The organism is Rhodanobacter sp. T12-5 (assembly GCF_008329435.1).
Lineage (GTDB): Bacteria > Pseudomonadota > Gammaproteobacteria > Xanthomonadales > Rhodanobacteraceae > Rhodanobacter.
Map to the genome: position 1 here is coordinate 46038 of NZ_NPKN01000002.1, position 15898 is coordinate 61935.

The following is a 15898-nucleotide window of genomic DNA, read 5'->3' on the forward strand; positions in this document are numbered from 1 at the left end:
ATGAAACACCGGCTCACGACTGGTGCGCCGCAATATCTTCTGCTAGCGTTCGTCGCATGGCACAAACCAAACGCACCATCAAGAAGTATCCGAACCGGCGTCTGTACGACACGGAGATCTCCAGCTACATCACGCTGGAAGAAGTCCGCCAGCTCGTGCTGGACAACGAGGACTTCGAGGTCCGCGACGCCAAGAGCGGCGAAGACCTGACCCGTTCGGTACTGCTGCAGATCATCTCCGAGCACGAAGACAAGGGGCAGCCGATGCTGTCGCCGCAGCTGCTCAGCCAGATCATCCGCTTCTACGGCAATTCGCTGCAGGGCTTCATGGGGCCTTACCTGGAGCAGAGCCTGCAGGTGTTCCTCGACCAGCAGACCCAGTTCCGCAGCCAGCTCAACAGCCTGATGGGACAGACCCCGTGGAACACGCTGACTGACCTGACCGAGCGCAATCTGGCCGCGTTCCAGGCCATGCAGCGCGGCCTGATGGATACCGCGGCGCAGGCAATTCCGACGCCAGGTGCCGGCACTCGCGGCGGCAAGAAGTCCGGCTGATCCCAACCCGGCGACGGCATGCTTCGACGCGCCGTTCGTCCATTCCCCACGAACCGATCGCTGCAGCACGACACGTGCTGCCTTGCGGCATGATCGAGCCTTGGAGACACCCCATGAGCCAACCTGCTCCGCCCAAGCGGATCGCCCTGGTCACCGGCGGCATCGGTGGCCTCGGCACGGAGATCTGCCGCCAGCTGGCGCAAGCCGGTCGAACCGTGATCGCGGTGGATCTGTCCGTGCGCAACGAACGCGTGGCCGCGTTCCGCGACGAGGTCGCCAGCTTCGGTGATGCCATCGCATTCGAGCCGGCCGACGTCAGCGACTTCGACAGCTGCCGGCAACTCACCGAACGCATCGAACAGCAGCATGGCAGCATCGACATCCTGGTCAACGCCGCCGGCATCACCCGCGACGCCAGCCTGCGCAAGATGACGCCGCAGCAATGGCACGAGCTGATGCGGGTGAATCTGGACGGTGTCTTCAACATGTGCCGCAACGTGGTCGAAGGCATGACAGCGCGCGGCTTCGGCCGCATCGTCAACATCAGTTCGGTGAACGGCCAGACCGGTCAGTTCGGCCAGACCAACTATTCCGCCGCCAAGGCCGGCGTGCACGGCTTCAGCATGGCGCTGGCACGCGAGACCGCACGCAAGGGCGTCACCGTCAACACCGTCTCGCCCGGCTATTGCGACACCCCGATGGTCGCTGCGGTGTCGGCGGAGATTCGCGCGCAGATCATCGCCGACATTCCGGTCGGCCGGCTCGGCTCACCCGCCGATATCGCCCGCGCGGTGGGCTTCCTCGCCGCCGACGATGCCGGCTACATCACCGGTGCCAACCTGCCGGTCAACGGCGGCTATTTCATGAGTTTCTGAGCAATTCCGGCAGCGCGGCATTGCAGTCGCGCGCCGCTTGCGGAACAGTGAGCGGGTTCACCTCACGGATCGCAGCATGGCGCAGCAAACCATTACCCTCATCGGCGGCGGCCTGGTCGGCGCGCTGCTGGCGCAGCAACTGGCTCGACGCGGCTTTGCGGTTGAGGTGTTCGAGAAACGGCCCGATCCGCGGCAGGCCGGCTTCCTTGGCGGTCGTTCGATCAACCTGGCACTGGCCGAACGCGGGCTGCAGGCGCTGCGCAGTGCCGGCCTGGCCGACGATGTGCTGCAACGCGCGGTGATGATGCGCGGTCGCATGGTGCATGCCCGCGACGGCAGCAGCGGCCTTCAGCGCTACGGCGTCGACGACAGCGAGGTGATCTGGTCGGTCTCGCGCGGCGCGTTGAACATGCTGCTGCTGGATGCCGCCGAGGCCGCAGGCGTGAAGTTCCATTTCGGGCAGTCACTGGTGGGCGCCGACTTCGATGCGCAGCGCATCCGGCTCGCGGATGCAGCAGGCACCGAACGCGAACATCCGATCGGCATGCTGATCGGTGCCGACGGCGCCGGCTCGGCGGCGCGCGCGATGATGAATGCACACACGCCGCTGGGCGAACGCGTCGAGTCGCTCGGCCACGGCTACAAGGAACTGGAAATTCCACCGTCCGGCGAACTGCCGGGAGCCGTGCTGCAACTCAGTGGCGGTCGCGACCAGTTCGCGCTGGAGCCGCATGCGCTGCACATCTGGCCTCGCGGCGGCTACATGTGCATCGCGCTGCCGAATACCGAAGGCAGCTTCACCGTTACCTTGTTCCTGCCGGCGCAAGGCCCTGCGCCGAGTTTCGCCACCCTGCCCGACGCCGACACCGCCGCGGCCTTCTTCAGCACCCAGTTCCCGGGCCTGCTGTCGTTGATCCCGCGCTTCAACGAAGATTTCGACAGCCATCCGGTCGGCACCCTGTCCACGCTGTACCTGGATCGCTGGCACCTGGACGGCCGCGCACTGTTGGTCGGCGATGCCGCCCACGCGATCGTGCCGTTCCACGGCCAGGGCATGAATTGCGGCTTCGAGGACACCGTGGTGCTGGCCAACCTGCTGGCCGTGGCGCCGAACGACGGTGCCGAGGTGTTTGCCGAATTCCAGCGCGTGCGCCAGCCGAACGCCAACGCGATCGCCGCGATGGCGCTGGAAAACTACGTCGAAATGCGAGACTCCGTGGCCGACCCGCATTATCTGGCCAAGCGCGAACTGGGCGCGTTGCTCGCCTTGCGCGTGCCGCAGCACTACATGGCGCGCTATCGGATGGTCACCTTCACCCACGTGCCGTATGCCTATGCGCTGGAACGCGGACGCGCACAGGACGCCTTGCTGGAACAGCTGCTGCGCGACGTGACACGGGTCGAGGATGTCGACCTCGATGCGGCGGCCAGCCTGTTCCAGAGCAGCCTGCCACCACTGCCGCCCTTGCGTGGATAGCGATCTGCGCGCCGCCTTCGAGGCCACCGAATACCGGGTGCGCCTGGCGCGCGGCGGCTGGGCCGTGATCCGGATTGGCGAAGCGCTGCCTGCCCCATTGCATGCGGCTACGGACAAGCGGTGCTGGGGCTTCATCACTGCATGGAACCCCGGGGCACGCCTCGGCGACCGGCACCACAATCGCGCGGCACAGCGCCGGTTGATCGAATCGCTGCGTGCGTTGCCGAGTACCGTCGTGATCCGTCCGGCGCTCGGAGTTGCAGCAGACTGGCGCGAACCGAGCCTGTTCGTGATCGGCCCCGACACCCGCGCGCTGGACGCGTTGGCCAGGCATTACCAGCAGCGGGCCTACGTGCACGGTCAAGCCTGCAGTTGCGCGTGCCTGCGCTGGCTGGACTGACCGGCTCAGCGGCAGCACGCCGCATGGACAAGCCCCCTCGGCATTGCGGACAATCGAGGCAATGACCGCCGCCAATCCCGCCGTGCCCCTGCTCGAAGCGCGGGCCTTGAGCTTCCATCGCCAGGACGAACCGGTGTTCGCACCGCTGGATTTCGAGCTGTGCGCAGGCGAACTCGCCCTGATCGAGGGCGACAACGGCAGCGGCAAGACCACCCTGCTGCGCATGCTCGCCGGCCTGCTGCACCTCAGTGCAGGTGAACTGTACTGGCGCGGCGAACCGCTGCAACGCGACGACTGCGCCGGCGAGATCCTGTTCCTCGGCCATCAGCTCGGACTCAAGGCCGATCTCAGCCCGCGCGAGAACCTGCGCATTGCCGCTGGCCTGCATGGCTGCCGTGACGGTGCCAGCGTGGCGTCGGCGCTCAATGCCATTGGCCTGCGTGGATACGAGGACGAGCCCGTGCGACGCCTGTCCGCTGGCCAGAAGAAGCGCGCCGCGCTGGCCCGGCTGCTGTTGCTGCCGGCCAGCCTGTGGTTGCTCGACGAGCCCTACGCGAACCTCGATCGCATCGGCATCGCACTGGTGAACGACCTGCTCGAAACGCACACCGCCGCCGGCGGCGCGGCCCTGGTCACCAGTCATGGCACGGTGAGCTTCCACGGTGGCGAGCCCAGGCATATCCGGATGCATGCATGAGCCATCCCAGCCTCGCCACCGCCTGCTCCGCCATGCTGCGGCGCGACCTCACGCTGGCCTGGCGCCGGCGTGGCGACATTGCGATGCCGGTGCTGTACGCGCTGATCGTGACCATGCTGTTCCCGTTCGCGCTGGGTCCGGAAGACACGCTGCTGCAGCGGATTGCCGGCGGCGTCGTACTGGTTACCGTGCTGCTGGCCATGCTGCTGGCGCTGGATGCGATGTTCGCCAGCGACATCGAGGATGGCTCGCTCGAACAACTGGTGCTGGCGCCGCAGCCGCTGGCGCTGATGCTGGGCATGAAAATTCTTGCGCACTGGATCACGACAGCGCTGCCGCTGATCGTGATCGCGCCGTTGATGGCCGCGATGCTGCACTTGCCCGGCGCGGTGATTCCGGTGTTGCTGCTGGCGCTGTTGCTGGCCACGCCGCTGCTCAGCCTGCTCGGCGCGGTGCTGGTGGCATTGACGGCCGGCACCCGTCGCTCTGGTATGCTGCTCGCCTTGATGTTGCTGCCTTTGTGCGTGCCGGCGGTGATCTTCGCCGCCGGTGCCGTGGCGGCCGCCCAACAAGGGCTGCCGTGGCTCGCGCCAGTCAGCTGGCTCGGTGCCGCACTGGTGCTCGCCGTGGTGCTGGCACCGCTGGCCTGCGCCGCCGCCCTTCGCATTGCCCTGGACGCATGATGTCGAACTGGATCCCACTCTGGTTGCACAAACTCGGCTCGCCGCCGACGTTCTACCGCTTCGCCGGCGCACTGCAGCCGTGGGCGATGACACTGGCGCTGCTGCTGGGCGCTGTCGCGCTGTATGGCGGGCTGGTGCTGGCACCGGCCGACTACCAGCAGGGCGACGCCTACCGGATCATCTTCATCCACGTGCCCAGCGCCTGGATGAGCATGTTCATCTACGCGGTGATGGGCGTGGCCGGGTTCATCGCGCTGGTGTGGCGGATCAAGCTGGCCGAGGTGGTGGCGATGGAATCGGCGCCGATCGGCGCGGCGTTCACCTTCATCACCCTGGTCACCGGCTCGCTGTGGGGCAAGCCGATGTGGGGCACCTGGTGGACGTGGGACGCGCGCCTCACTTCCGAGCTGGTGCTTCTGTTCCTGTTCCTGGGCGTGATCGGGCTGTACCACGCGTTCGAGGATCGCCGCCAGGGGGCGCGCGCCGCCGCCTTCCTCGCCATCATCGGCATCATCAACGTGCCGATCGTGCATTTCTCGGTGAACTGGTGGAACACCTTGCACCAGGGCAGCACGGTCAACGTGTTCGGCCAGTCGAAGATGTCGTGGGACATGCTGTGGCCGTTGCTGACGATGACCCTGGCGACCAAGTTCTACTACGCCGCAAGCCTGTTCCGCCGCGTACGCACCGACCTGCTGGCGCTGGAAGGCGGCAAGGACTGGGTGCGAAGGATCGCCGAGGACGAGGTCGACCGATGAACGCCTTGCAGACCTTCCTTGCGATGGGCGGTTACGCCGCCTATGTGTGGCCGGCCTACGCGGTGTTCTTCATCGTGCTGATCGCCGACACCGTCGCGCCGCGGCTGCGTCGCCGCCGCGTGCTCATGGAACTTCGCGCCCGCCTGGCACGTCAGAGCGTCCGCCAGGAACGCAAATCCACCTCCACTTCACCATCCCCCTGACCGGGGCGGCTCGACCATCATGCCCATGAATCCCACCCGCAAGCGCCGGCTCACCATCGTGCTGTCGATCCTCGCTGCCGCCATCGTCGCGACCGTGCTGGTGGTGCTGGCGCTGCAGAACAACATGAATTACCTGCTCACCCCGAGCCAGGTGCAGTCGGGCGAAGCAGCCAGCTACAAGACGTTTCGCCTCGGCGGCATGGTCAAGGCCGGCTCGATCCAGCGTTCCAGCGACTCGCTCAAGGTCACCTTCACCGTGGTCGACGCCGGCGGTGCGATGCCGGTCGAGTACACCGGCATCCTCCCCGACCTGTTCCGCGACAACCAGTCGGTGATCGCCACCGGCCACATGGACAACGCCCGCTTCATCGCCACCGAAGTGCTGGCCAAGCATGACGAGACCTACATGCCGAAGGAACTGAAGGACGCGATGGCCAAGGCGCATGCGAACAAGAAGATCGAAGAATCGCCCACCGCTCAGGACAAGATGCCATGACCCCCGAACTCGGCCAACTCGCACTGATCCTGGCCCTGCTGCTGGCATTGGCACAAGGTGTCCTGCCGTTGATCGGCGCATGGCGCGGCAACCGTGCGCTGATGGCGGTGGCGCGGCCGGCCGCTGCCGGACAGGCGGTGTTCGTGGCGATGGCGTTCGCGATCCTGGTGTGGGCGTTCCTGCATTTCGATTTCTCGGTGCAGTACGTGGCCGACAATTCGAACCTGGAGCTGCCGTGGTACTACCGCATCGCCGCGGTGTGGGGTGCGCACGAAGGTTCGCTGCTGCTGTGGATTCTTATCCTCAACGTGTGGACGGTGGCGCTGGCCGCGTTCAGCCAGAAACTGCCCGAGGTATTCGCATCGCGCGTGTTGGCGGTGATGGGGTTGATCGCGGTGGGTTTCCTCGCCTTCATCATCTTCACCTCCAATCCGTTTGGACGGCTGTTGCCGATGCCTGGCGACGGCGCGGACCTGAACCCGGTGCTGCAGGATCCGGGCATGACCTTCCATCCACCGGTGCTGTACACGGGCTACGTCGGCTTCTCGGTGGCGTTCGCCTTCGCCATCGCCGGCCTGCTGGGCGGCGAACTGGAACAGGCGTGGGTCCGCTGGGCGCGGCCATGGACGAATGTGGCGTGGGCCTTCCTCACCCTCGGCATCGTCGCCGGCAGTTGGTGGGCTTATGCGGAACTGGGCTGGGGCGGCTGGTGGTTCTGGGATCCGGTGGAAAACGCCAGCTTCATGCCGTGGCTGGTCGGCCTGGGGTTGATCCATGCGCAGGCGATCACCGAGAAGCGAGGTTCGCTGCGCGCGTGGACGATCTTGTTGTCGATCTTCGCGTTCTCGCTCTCCCTGCTCGGCACCTTCCTGGTGCGCTCGGGCGTGCTCACCTCGGTGCACGCGTTCGCCTCCGATCCGCGCCGCGGCGTGTTCATCCTGGCCTTTCTGACCATCGTGGTCGGCGGCTCGCTGCTGCTGTATGCGCTGCGCGCACCGAAGGTGGCCGGCGGCAAGGCGTTCAAGCTGGTCTCGCGTGAAACGGTCCTGCTGATCGGCAACTTGATGTTCGCTGTGGCCGCGGCAATGGTGCTGCTCGGCACGCTGTTCCCACTGATCGGCGATGCGCTGAACCTCGGTCGGATCTCGGTCGGCCCACCGTATTTCGGTTTCCTGTTCCCGTTGCTGATGTTGCCGGTCGTGTTGCTGATGCCATTCGGCCCGTTCCTGCGCTGGGGCAAGGGCGAGCCCGCCGTGCTGAAAAGCCTGCTCTTGCGCGTATCCATCGCCGCTGCCGCTTGCGCGATCGTCGCAGCGTTCTTCGTCGACGGCCAGCCCAAGGCCATCGTCGGCGTGGCCGCTGCCACGTGGATCGCGATCGGTGTGCTGCTCTACGTCTACAAGCGCTGGCGCGAAGTTCCGCGCGGCCGGCGTTATCCCGCCGAGATGGCCGGCATGCTGCTGGCGCACATGGGCCTGGCCGTGTTCGTGGTCGGCGTGCTGTTGTCCGAATCGCTCAGCGTGACCAGCGACGTGCGCATGGCTCCAGGGCAGACTCAGCATATCGGCAGTTACGACTTCCGTTTCGACGGCGCGCACCGCACCACCGGACCGAACTGGCGCGCCGACCAGGGCACCGTCACGGTCACCCGCGACCGCAAGCCGGTCACCGTGATGCATCCGCAAAAGCGCACCTACCTGCGTGGCCAGGTGCAGACCGAGTCGGCGGTGGATGCCGGCATCTTCCGCGACCTGTACGTGGCGCTGGGCGAGCCGATGGATGCCGGCAACATCGAGGGTGCATGGTCGCTGCGGCTTTACTACAAGCCGTTCATCCGCTGGATCTGGGGTGGCGGTGTGCTGATGATGCTGGGCGGATTCACCTGCGCCGCCGACAAGCGCTTCCGCATCAAGCGTGCCGCGGCCATCGCCGATGACGTGCTGGTGCAGGAGGCCCGCGCATGAACCGTCTGCTGCCGTTCATCGCCTTCATGCTGCTGGTGGCCTTGTTCGGCTTCGGCATCTGGTGGAACACCCAGCACGACCAGAACGCGATTCCGTCGCCGCTGCTGAACAAGCCGGCGCCGGCGTTCAACCTGCCGAAGTTGTACGAACCCACGCAGATGGTCAGCAAGGCCGACCTGCTCGGCAAGCCTTACCTGCTCAACGTGTTTGCCAGCTGGTGCATCGAGTGCGGGGTGGAGCATCCGGTGCTTGAAGCCGCCGGTCCGAGCCTTGGCGTGCGGCTGGTCGGCTACAACTACAAGGACGCACCGGCCGATGCCAAACGCTGGCTGGGCGAGCACGGCAATCCCTACGATCTGCTGGTCGCCGACGAGCCCGGTCACACCGCGATCGACTTCGGCGTGTATGGCGCACCGGAAAGTTTCCTGATCGATGCCAAGGGCGTGATCCGCTACAAGCACATCGGCCCGATCACGCCCGAAGTGCTGGCGAAAGAACTGAAGCCGGCGATCGCGGCGATGCTGAAGGAGACGCCGTGATGCGGCTTTCTTCCTGTGGGAGCGGCTTCAGCCGCGACGCTCTCGGTGAGCCGCGACAAAAAGCATCGCGTCTGAAACCGCTCCCACAGGGTGCGCTCCTGCGGCTGTTGCTGGTCGCGTTGCTGGCCTTCACCGGCCTCGTCCACGCGCAGGCGATCGAGCCGATGCCGTTCGCCAGCCACGCGCAGGAACTTCGCTTCCAGCATCTCACCCGCCAGTTGCGCTGCCCGATGTGCCAGAACGAGACGCTGGCCGATTCCAACGCACCGATCGCGCGCGATTTGCGCAACCAGATTTTCCAGATGATGCAGCAGGGCAAGAGCGACGAGCAGATCAAGCAATATCTGGTCGACCGCTATTCCAACTATGTGCTGTACGACCCGCCATTGAACCCGGGCACCTGGCTGCTCTGGTTCGGTCCATTGCTGATCCTGATGGGCGGGGCCGGCGTGGTCTGGATGGCCATACGAAAACGCGACCGCGGTGGCAGGGCGAGCCCGACCATCGACAGCCGCTCGAGCAACAACGGGGACGACTGGTGATCATTGCTTTCTACATTGCCGCTGCCGTGATGATCTCGGTGGCGCTGGCCGCCTTGTTGCTGCCGCTGGTGCGGCAGGGCCGCCGATCCGGCCGCAGCGCGGGTGTTTTCGCGCTGACCCTGGCCATCGCCTTCGTGCTGCCGTTGAGCGCGGGCGCGCTGTACCTGCTGGTCGGCACGCCTGCCGCACTCAAGGGCGTATCGGCCCAGGCGGGCGCGCCGATCAGCATGCAGCAGGCGATCACCGAATTGCGCGTGCACCTGACCCAGCAGCCGGAGGATCTGCCGGCATGGATGCTGCTGGCACAGACCAGCGCCATGCTGAAACGGCCGACCGACGCGCGCGATGCGTACGACCACGCGCTGAAGCTCGACCCGAACAATGCCGAGGCGATGGTCGGCTGGGCCGAGAACGATTCGATGGCGCGCAGCGATCACAAGATCGATGGCCGTGCGCGCGACCTGCTCAAGCGCGCGGTGCTGTTGCACCCGGACAGCCAGCGCGGCCTGTGGCTGCTCGGCATCAGCAATTTCCAGCACGGCGAATACCGCGAAGCTGCCGCCACCTGGCGCCTGCTGCAACCACAACTGGAGCCGGGCTCGAACGTGGCCAAGGCAGTCGCCGAGCAGATCGCCATGGCCGATGCACGCGCTGGTGTCGCGCCGGCTGGCGCCACCAGCAGCGCAGAGGCACCAGCGTCGAAAGGCGGCGCGTTGCAGGTGCAGGTGGCGCTCGCTCCCGCGCTGAAAGACAAGCTTCGCCCGGGCGATACCTTGTTCGTCTACGCTCGTGCCGACAACGGCCCGCCAATGCCGCTGGCCGTGGCCAGACTCGATGCCAGCCAGTTGCCGGCCAGCGTCACCCTGAGCGATGCGATGGCGATGACGCCGGCCATGAAGCTGTCCTCGGTTGCGCGCGTCTTCGTCGGCGCGCGCATCAGCCACAGTGGCCAGCCGATCGCCCAGCCCGGCGACCTGGAAGGCGACGCCGGGGTGGTGGCAGTGGACAGCAAGACGCCGATCAAGATCAGCATCGACAAGGTGCATTGACGATGGGCGATGCACGCCGCTACTTCGCCCTGCCTTCGCCGTTTCCGATGAAGCGCGGCGGCAAATTGCACGGAGCGCAGGTCGCCTACGAGACCTGGGGAAGATTGAACGAAGCGCGGGACAATGCCGTGCTGGTGCTCACCGGACTCTCGCCCAGCGCGCACATGACTTCCTGCGAAGAAGACCCGTCGCCGGGCTGGTGGCAGGAGATGGCCGGGCCCGGCAAGGCGATCGACACCACACGCTGGTTCGTGATCTGCGTGAACTCGCTCGGCAGCGACAAGGGTTCGACCTGCCCCGCCTCGATCGACCCGGCCACCGGCGAAGCCTATCGATTGAGCTTCCCCGAACTGGCGCTGGAAGACGTCGCCAACGCTGCGCACGCCGTTGTCGGCAGCCTCGGCATCACGCGACTCGCCTGCCTGATCGGCTGCTCGATGGGCGGCATGAGTGCGCTGGCCTACATGCTGCTGCACCCGGGCAGCGTACGCACGCACATCAGCGTGGACACCGCACCGCAGGCGCAACCGTTCGCCATCGCGATCCGCTCGCTGCAGCGCGAGGCGATCCGCCTCGATCCACAGTTCAACGATGGTCAGTACGACATTCATGCCGAGCACGGCGGCAGCTACCCCGACCTGGGCATGAGCATCGCGCGCAAGCTCGGCGTGATCACCTATCGTTCCGCGATGGAATGGAACGGTCGCTTCGCCCGCATCCGGCTCGACCCCGAGCAGCGCGAGGACGAACCGTTCGGCCGCGAGTTCCAGGTCGAGTCCTATCTCGAAGGCCATGCCCAGCGCTTCGTGCGCAACTTCGACCCCAATAGTTACCTGTACCTGTCGCGCGCCAGCGACTGGTTCGACATCGCCGAATACGGCCATGGCAGCGTGCTCGAAGGCCTCAAGCGCATCCGCATCGAACAGGCCATGGTGATCGGGGTCAGCACCGACATCCTGTTCCCGCTGCAGCAACAGGAACAGATCGCCGAAGGCCTGGAAGCCGCCGGCGCGCGAGTGGAATTCGTGGCGCTGGACTCGCCGCAAGGCCACGACGCCTTCCTGGTCGATATCGACAATTACAGCCGCGCGATCGGCGGCTTCCTGAACCAGCTACCGGCCGGGTAACAGCCACGCTGATAAGATGGGTCCCATCACGCATCACCCGAGATCACCATGCTTACCCTGGATTTCCCCGGCAGCCGCACCCTGATCGACGCGATCGACACCGCCGTGGCCAAGCCGACCACCCACGAACTCACCGACAGCCTGCGCAACAGCCTGTGCAAGATGATCCGCGACAGGACGGTTACCCTGCCCGACTGCGTCTTCGAAGCGAATGCCGAGCACTACGCCCGCCGCGAGCTGTACCGCAGCGAAGAGCACGGCTATTGCGTGGTGGCGATGACCTGGGGCCCGGGCCAGGGCACACCGATCCACGATCACGACGGCATGTGGTGCGTCGAGGGCGTATGGAGCGGCGCGCTGGAGATCGTGCAGTACGAACTGATCGAACACGACGCACAGCGGTACTGCTTCCAGCCGGTGGGCTCGATCCAGGCCGGCACCGGCTCCGCCGGCAGCCTGATCCCGCCGCACGAGTACCACAGCATCCGCAATCCCAGCGACAACTCGGTCACCGTCAGCCTGCACATCTACTCCGGCCCGATGCTTCGCTGCGCCGTGTTCCAGCCACTGCCGGAAGACCGCTGGTACGGACGCGACGTGCGCCAGCTGGGTCTCGACCGCGTGCATTGAACCCGGCATAATGTCCCGCTCACATGCCGGTGTGGCGGAATGGTAGACGCGGCGGACTCAAAATCCGCTTGTGGTGACACAGTGGAGGTTCGAGTCCTCTCACCGGTACCAATGGAGGGTTTCAGGCGGCACCGCCGAGACCCACGAAACACCCGAAGCCCGCATGACAGCGGGCTTTTTCGTGTTTGCCGCTACAACTCCCTGATCACCCGGAAACCAACCCGGGCGCTGCGTACGTCGCCGTTCGTGCCTTGGCGGTACGCCGAGTTCACCTGGTCCGGCGAACTGCCCCAGGAACCGCCGCGCACGACGTGGGCACGGCAGCCGGGGTTGAGCCAGGCGCTGCCGTCGTTCGGCGCGCGGATGTAATTGTCGTGCCAGCAGTCCTGCACCCATTCGGAGACGTTGCCGTTGATGTCGTAGAGGCCGAATGGATTGGCGGCGAAGCTCATGACCGGTGCCGGCCCCCAGTAGCCGTCACGGTAACCCTGGAAGGAATGGCTCCAGCGCCGACCGCTGCGCGAGCGGTCGCCTGAGCCGGTGAGGTTTTCCACCTGCCGGGTGGGCGCGCCGTCACCCCACCAATAGCGGCTGGTGGTGCCGCCGCGCAAGGCGTATTCGAATTCGGCCTCGCTCGGCAACCGGTAGGTTTTGCCGGTGCGCTGGCTGAGCCAGTCGGCATAGGCCTTGGCGTCGTTCCACGAGACGTTGACCACGGGCAGATTGTCTTTCGCCTTGTGTCCGACATAGTCGTCCTGCCAGGTCGCTTGCGCATCGTCGCGCACCGCACCGCTGCGCTCGTCGTAGATGCTGGAACCGCCCAGCTTGACCGAGTCGGGCACATAGCCGCTGGCGCGCACGAAGTCGCGGAACTCGCCCACCGTGATCGCGCTGCGTGCCATCGCAAAGCCCTTGTCGATGGCCACCTCGTGCTGCGGAAGCTCGGAGTCGATGTGGTCGCTGGCCGGCGCGCCCATCATGAATTTTCCGGTGGGGATCACCACCATCGAGGGCGTCTTGCCCGGCAGGTCGACGTAGCGATCGGTAAATACCTGGCCGGGTTTGTAACTGGCATACAGTCGCGCATTGGTCAGCTCCTCCTCGAAGTCGGCCAGCGCCGGCAGATCGGAATCGGTCGCCCGCGCCTGCGCAGCCAGTTTCTTCGCCAATGCGAGATTGCCGGCGTCCAGCGCCGAGCGCGCCTGGGCCAGCAATCCGTTTGCGTTCTGCCGACGCATGTCGTCGACGCGCTTGCGCACGTCGCGCATCTGCTGCGAACCGGGACGGATGGTCTGCGCTTCGGCCAGCTCGCGGTCGGCGCCGGCAAAGTCGTTCTGCGCCACCGCCGCCAGCGCGCGATCGAGCACCGCGCGCTGGACCTGGAAGATGCCCTGCTCGGCGACCGCATTCTGCGGGTCCAGTTGTTGCACCTCGCGGTACAGGTCCAGCGCGCTGCTGCCCCGTGGCCGGTCGACCTTGCCCTGCTGCAGCAGGCCGGCCGCGCTGGCCAGCATCGGCCGCACCTTGACCAGGATCTTCAGGCTGGTCTCCAACTGCTTCACTTCGGCATCCGCATTCGGCAAGGTACGCAATGCATCAAGCAGCTCGCCTGCCGCATCGGCGTCCCCCACGGCGATGTCCTGGTCGATCTGCGCGACCAGCCGGGCGCGCACATCGAACATGCCCTGTGCCGCTCGGCGGCTGTCCGGCTTGTCCTTCAGCGCCTGGGCGAACAATGTCGCCGCACTGTCCTTGTCGCCCACCAGTTGCCCGGCATGCAGTGCCTTGGCGGCGCGTGCCAGCAGCGCCTGCACCGCGGGCGGATCGGCACTCAACTGTTCGGGCAGGCTCGCATTCTTGGTGTTGCGCGCGGCGATCACCGCCGTCGGCGCCAGCGTCAGCGGCGGCCCGGCATTGATCTCGTTGATCGCCGACACCCGCTCCGGTTGCAGGCGGTTCGCAGGCTCCATCGCGCCCATCGACATCGAGCGGCGCGGCGCCAGCGTCGGATCGACATGGAACACCCGTGGAAAGAAGTGATAGATCAGCGCGAACCCCAGCACAAGCACACCCAGCGCGCCACCAAGAGCGCGTTGACGGCGGAGGGTTGCGTTGCTCGGCATGGATGGGCGTCCTTGGTGCGGCCTGTTATCGTGCGCTGTCCACCATAGGCACAAACCACCGACAGGGCAATCCACGGCCTGCGTCTTTCAAGGAAATTCGATGTCACTGCCCGAACCCGCCGCCGACTGGATCGATCATCGCGATGCACTACTGGCGTGGCTGGACGACGTACCCGCGAACGCAGCGGTCGGCCTGGACACCGAGTTCATGCGTCGCAACACGTTCTATCCGCAACTGGCGCTGCTGCAGCTGGGCTGGAACGGCCGTTACGCCCTGATCGATCCGCTCGCATTCGACATCGGCGATGCACTGCAGCCGCTGCTCGGCGCCGGCCCGGCGATCACCATCATGCACAGCGCCAGCGAGGACCTGGAAACCCTGGCGCCACTGCTGCCGAACGGCCCGCATATCCTGTTCGACACGCAGATCGCCGCGGCCTTCGTCGGCATGGGTCTGGGCATCAGCTACCGCGCGCTGGTCGCGGAGCTCGCCGGGGTGGATCTGGACAAGGGCGAGACCCGCTCCGACTGGCTGCAGCGTCCACTCACCGCGTCGCAATGCAGCTATGCCGCACTCGACGTGGTGTTTCTGAAAGGCATCCACGAGCAGTTGGCCGAGCGCCTGCAGCAACGCGATCGCAGCGCCTGGCACGCACAGGATTGCGCGCGGCTGAAAAGCCGCGCCAGCCATCGTGACGGCGATCCGCAGCCGCAACGCGCGATGCGCGGCGCGGCAGAGTGGCCTGAGGCGCAACAAGCCTTGTTGCGCCGACTGCTGCTCTGGCGCGACAGCAGCGCCCGCCGCCTCGACGTACCCCGCCCCTGGCTGCTCGACGACAACCTGGCGCTCAGCCTGGCGCAACAACCACCGCGCAGCCTGGCCGATCTCGAACAGCGCAGCCGCGGCCAGCGCGCGTTGCGATCGGCTCCCCGGATCGAGTTGTTCGAACTGCTCGCTCCTGCCGTCGGCACCGAGGAAATCGCCGCCACCGCACGCATCCCCGGCCATCCGCAAGGCGAGGCGAAAAAGGCGCTCGGCGAGATGAAACAGCTGATCGACACCCTTGCCATCGAACTCGACCTTCCGCCCGGCCTGCTGTGCCCGCGCAAGGTGCTGGAAGAATACGTGGTCACCGCCGAATGGCCCGACTTCCTCGAAGGCTGGCGCCGCGACGTGCTGCACGACCGCCTGCCGGCCCTGCTTCCCGGCTGAAGCGCAAGGAGTCCGTGTGCAGGTCTTGGCGAAGCCCGGCCGCGCTGCTAACATTCGCCGCTTACGTGGGGCGGTAGCTCAGCTGGGAGAGCGTCGCGTTCGCAATGCGAAGGTCGTGGGTTCGATCCCCATCCGCTCCACCACTCATTTCAGGATTCACGAGAAGCCGGCCTTGCGCCGGCTTTTTCGTGCGCGCCTGCTACAACCTGATGAAATACGGAATCGCCATCAGCATCGCGCCGACCAGGACCAGCAGGACCGTGCCCGACACGAAATAGGGAAATGCCATCAGCGCGAGCCCGCATATCAGCGGCACGATCGCCCGTTGTTTCTTGCCGTAGATGAAGAAACCCAGTCCGATCGAACCGAACAGCACGCCCCACAGCAGTGTCGATGCGTTCAAGAATTTCACCCCGGTTGGCCTGGATGGCGAAATTCTGCGCCTGATCGTGGGCATCGGCACGCGTCTCGCGACCCCAAGCCCGTGACATGTGCCTACATGCACTTCTCCGGGGAATCGGGAACGTGCCAGTCTCGTCGCCGGGATTCTGTCTACTGACAGCCGGAT

18 protein-coding genes and 2 tRNA genes are annotated in these 15898 nt (G+C 66.0%); 18 read left to right on the forward strand and 2 right to left on the reverse strand.

The features are described from left to right. The first annotated feature begins 56 nt into the window (after positions 1–56). The 16 genes from phaR (at position 57) to CIW53_RS04350 (ending at position 12105) form a co-directional block, all read left to right on the forward strand. Positions 57–554 carry a polyhydroxyalkanoate synthesis repressor PhaR gene (gene phaR / locus CIW53_RS04275; protein WP_149363484.1) on the forward strand — a complete coding sequence of 166 codons (498 nt, stop codon included), beginning with the start codon at positions 57–59 and terminating at the stop codon, positions 552–554. A 113-nt stretch (positions 555–667) separates the two neighbouring features. Further along, positions 668–1429, forward strand: a complete 762-nt coding sequence (gene phbB, locus CIW53_RS04280) for an acetoacetyl-CoA reductase (protein ID WP_149363485.1) — start codon at positions 668–670, stop codon at positions 1427–1429. Between the two features lie 76 nt (positions 1430–1505). Next, positions 1506–2906, forward strand: coding sequence for an NAD(P)/FAD-dependent oxidoreductase (locus CIW53_RS04285; protein WP_149363486.1), 1401 nt, complete (start codon positions 1506–1508; stop codon positions 2904–2906). Further along, the gene (locus CIW53_RS04290) at positions 2899–3306 is read left to right on the forward strand and encodes a DUF3293 domain-containing protein (RefSeq protein ID WP_149363487.1); all 408 of its coding nucleotides are present in this window, start codon (positions 2899–2901) and stop codon (positions 3304–3306) included. Before CIW53_RS04285 ends, CIW53_RS04290 begins: the two co-directional genes overlap by 8 nt. 61 nt (positions 3307–3367) lie before the next feature. Beyond that, positions 3368–4003, forward strand: a complete 636-nt coding sequence (gene ccmA / locus CIW53_RS04295) for a cytochrome c biogenesis heme-transporting ATPase CcmA (RefSeq protein WP_149363488.1) — start codon at positions 3368–3370, stop codon at positions 4001–4003. Beyond that, positions 4000–4686, forward strand: coding sequence for a heme exporter protein CcmB (gene ccmB / locus CIW53_RS04300; RefSeq protein WP_149363489.1), 687 nt, complete (start codon positions 4000–4002; stop codon positions 4684–4686). Before ccmA ends, ccmB begins: the two co-directional genes overlap by 4 nt. Further along, entirely contained in the window at positions 4686–5444 is a 759-nt protein-coding gene (locus CIW53_RS04305; RefSeq protein WP_149363490.1) for a heme ABC transporter permease, read from the forward strand. The genes ccmB and CIW53_RS04305 overlap by 1 nt, the downstream gene beginning before the upstream one ends. Before the next feature lie 5 nt (positions 5445–5449). After that, the gene (gene ccmD / locus CIW53_RS04310; RefSeq protein WP_172969613.1) at positions 5450–5647 is read left to right on the forward strand and encodes a heme exporter protein CcmD; all 198 of its coding nucleotides are present in this window, start codon (positions 5450–5452) and stop codon (positions 5645–5647) included. A gap of 25 nt (positions 5648–5672) precedes the next feature. Further along, a complete protein-coding gene (ccmE, locus tag CIW53_RS04315; RefSeq protein ID WP_172969582.1) occupies positions 5673–6143 on the forward strand; it encodes a cytochrome c maturation protein CcmE in 471 nt (156 codons plus the stop codon). Further along, entirely contained in the window at positions 6140–8107 is a 1968-nt protein-coding gene (locus tag CIW53_RS04320) for a heme lyase CcmF/NrfE family subunit (RefSeq protein ID WP_149363493.1), read from the forward strand. Before ccmE ends, CIW53_RS04320 begins: the two co-directional genes overlap by 4 nt. Beyond that, entirely contained in the window at positions 8104–8646 is a 543-nt protein-coding gene (locus CIW53_RS04325; RefSeq protein WP_149363494.1) for a DsbE family thiol:disulfide interchange protein, read from the forward strand. The genes CIW53_RS04320 and CIW53_RS04325 overlap by 4 nt, the downstream gene beginning before the upstream one ends. After that, positions 8646–9188: a cytochrome c-type biogenesis protein gene (locus tag CIW53_RS04330; RefSeq protein WP_172969583.1), complete on the forward strand. Its 543-nt coding sequence runs from the start codon at positions 8646–8648 to the stop codon at positions 9186–9188. The genes CIW53_RS04325 and CIW53_RS04330 overlap by 1 nt, the downstream gene beginning before the upstream one ends. Beyond that, positions 9185–10237: a tetratricopeptide repeat protein gene (locus tag CIW53_RS04335; protein ID WP_149363495.1), complete on the forward strand. Its 1053-nt coding sequence runs from the start codon at positions 9185–9187 to the stop codon at positions 10235–10237. The genes CIW53_RS04330 and CIW53_RS04335 overlap by 4 nt, the downstream gene beginning before the upstream one ends. A 2-nt stretch (positions 10238–10239) precedes the next feature. Then, positions 10240–11364 (forward strand): homoserine O-acetyltransferase, encoded by a 1125-nt coding sequence (locus CIW53_RS04340; protein WP_149363496.1) that lies wholly within the window; start codon positions 10240–10242, stop codon positions 11362–11364. A 48-nt stretch (positions 11365–11412) separates the two neighbouring features. Further along, on the forward strand, positions 11413–11994 hold the full coding sequence (locus tag CIW53_RS04345) for a cysteine dioxygenase family protein (RefSeq protein ID WP_149363497.1): 582 nt from the start codon (positions 11413–11415) through the stop codon (positions 11992–11994). Positions 11995–12019: 25 nt separating this feature from the next. Beyond that, a tRNA-Leu gene (locus CIW53_RS04350) sits at positions 12020–12105 on the forward strand. A gap of 80 nt (positions 12106–12185) precedes the next feature. Here CIW53_RS04350 and CIW53_RS04355 read toward each other — a convergent pair. Beyond that, positions 12186–14117 carry a formylglycine-generating enzyme family protein gene (locus CIW53_RS04355; RefSeq protein ID WP_149363498.1) on the reverse strand — a complete coding sequence of 644 codons (1932 nt, stop codon included), beginning with the start codon at positions 14115–14117 and terminating at the stop codon, positions 12186–12188. 100 nt (positions 14118–14217) lie between these two features. Here CIW53_RS04355 and CIW53_RS04360 point away from each other — a divergent pair, with 100 nt between their 5' ends. Both CIW53_RS04360 and CIW53_RS04365 read left to right on the forward strand, forming a co-directional pair. Next, a complete protein-coding gene (locus tag CIW53_RS04360) occupies positions 14218–15330 on the forward strand; it encodes an HRDC domain-containing protein (RefSeq protein WP_149363499.1) in 1113 nt (370 codons plus the stop codon). Between the two features lie 67 nt (positions 15331–15397). Further along, positions 15398–15473 (forward strand) — tRNA-Ala (locus tag CIW53_RS04365). Between the two features lie 56 nt (positions 15474–15529). On the opposite strand, the gene CIW53_RS04370 is transcribed toward CIW53_RS04365, so the two are convergent. After that, positions 15530–15733: a hypothetical protein gene (locus CIW53_RS04370; protein ID WP_149363500.1), complete on the reverse strand. Its 204-nt coding sequence runs from the start codon at positions 15731–15733 to the stop codon at positions 15530–15532. Between the last annotated feature and the right edge of the window lie 165 nt (positions 15734–15898).

Bases quoted from the DNA above. Each gene is read 5' to 3' on its own strand.
- phaR (WP_149363484.1), top strand. From the start codon at position 57: ATGGCACAAACCAAACGCACCATCAAGAAGTATCCGAACCGGCGTCTG.
- phbB (WP_149363485.1), top strand. From the start codon at position 668: ATGAGCCAACCTGCTCCGCCCAAGCGGATCGCCCTGGTCACCGGCGGC.
- CIW53_RS04285 (WP_149363486.1), top strand. From the start codon at position 1,506: ATGGCGCAGCAAACCATTACCCTCATCGGCGGCGGCCTGGTCGGCGCG.
- ccmA (WP_149363488.1), top strand. From the start codon at position 3,368: ATGACCGCCGCCAATCCCGCCGTGCCCCTGCTCGAAGCGCGGGCCTTG.
- ccmB (WP_149363489.1), top strand. From the start codon at position 4,000: ATGAGCCATCCCAGCCTCGCCACCGCCTGCTCCGCCATGCTGCGGCGC.
- CIW53_RS04305 (WP_149363490.1), top strand. From the start codon at position 4,686: ATGTCGAACTGGATCCCACTCTGGTTGCACAAACTCGGCTCGCCGCCG.
- ccmE (WP_172969582.1), top strand. From the start codon at position 5,673: ATGAATCCCACCCGCAAGCGCCGGCTCACCATCGTGCTGTCGATCCTC.
- CIW53_RS04320 (WP_149363493.1), top strand. From the start codon at position 6,140: ATGACCCCCGAACTCGGCCAACTCGCACTGATCCTGGCCCTGCTGCTG.
- CIW53_RS04325 (WP_149363494.1), top strand. From the start codon at position 8,104: ATGAACCGTCTGCTGCCGTTCATCGCCTTCATGCTGCTGGTGGCCTTG.
- CIW53_RS04330 (WP_172969583.1), top strand. From the start codon at position 8,646: ATGCGGCTTTCTTCCTGTGGGAGCGGCTTCAGCCGCGACGCTCTCGGT.
- CIW53_RS04340 (WP_149363496.1), top strand. From the start codon at position 10,240: ATGGGCGATGCACGCCGCTACTTCGCCCTGCCTTCGCCGTTTCCGATG.
- CIW53_RS04345 (WP_149363497.1), top strand. From the start codon at position 11,413: ATGCTTACCCTGGATTTCCCCGGCAGCCGCACCCTGATCGACGCGATC.
- CIW53_RS04355 (WP_149363498.1), bottom strand. From the start codon at position 14,117: ATGCCGAGCAACGCAACCCTCCGCCGTCAACGCGCTCTTGGTGGCGCG.
- CIW53_RS04360 (WP_149363499.1), top strand. From the start codon at position 14,218: ATGTCACTGCCCGAACCCGCCGCCGACTGGATCGATCATCGCGATGCA.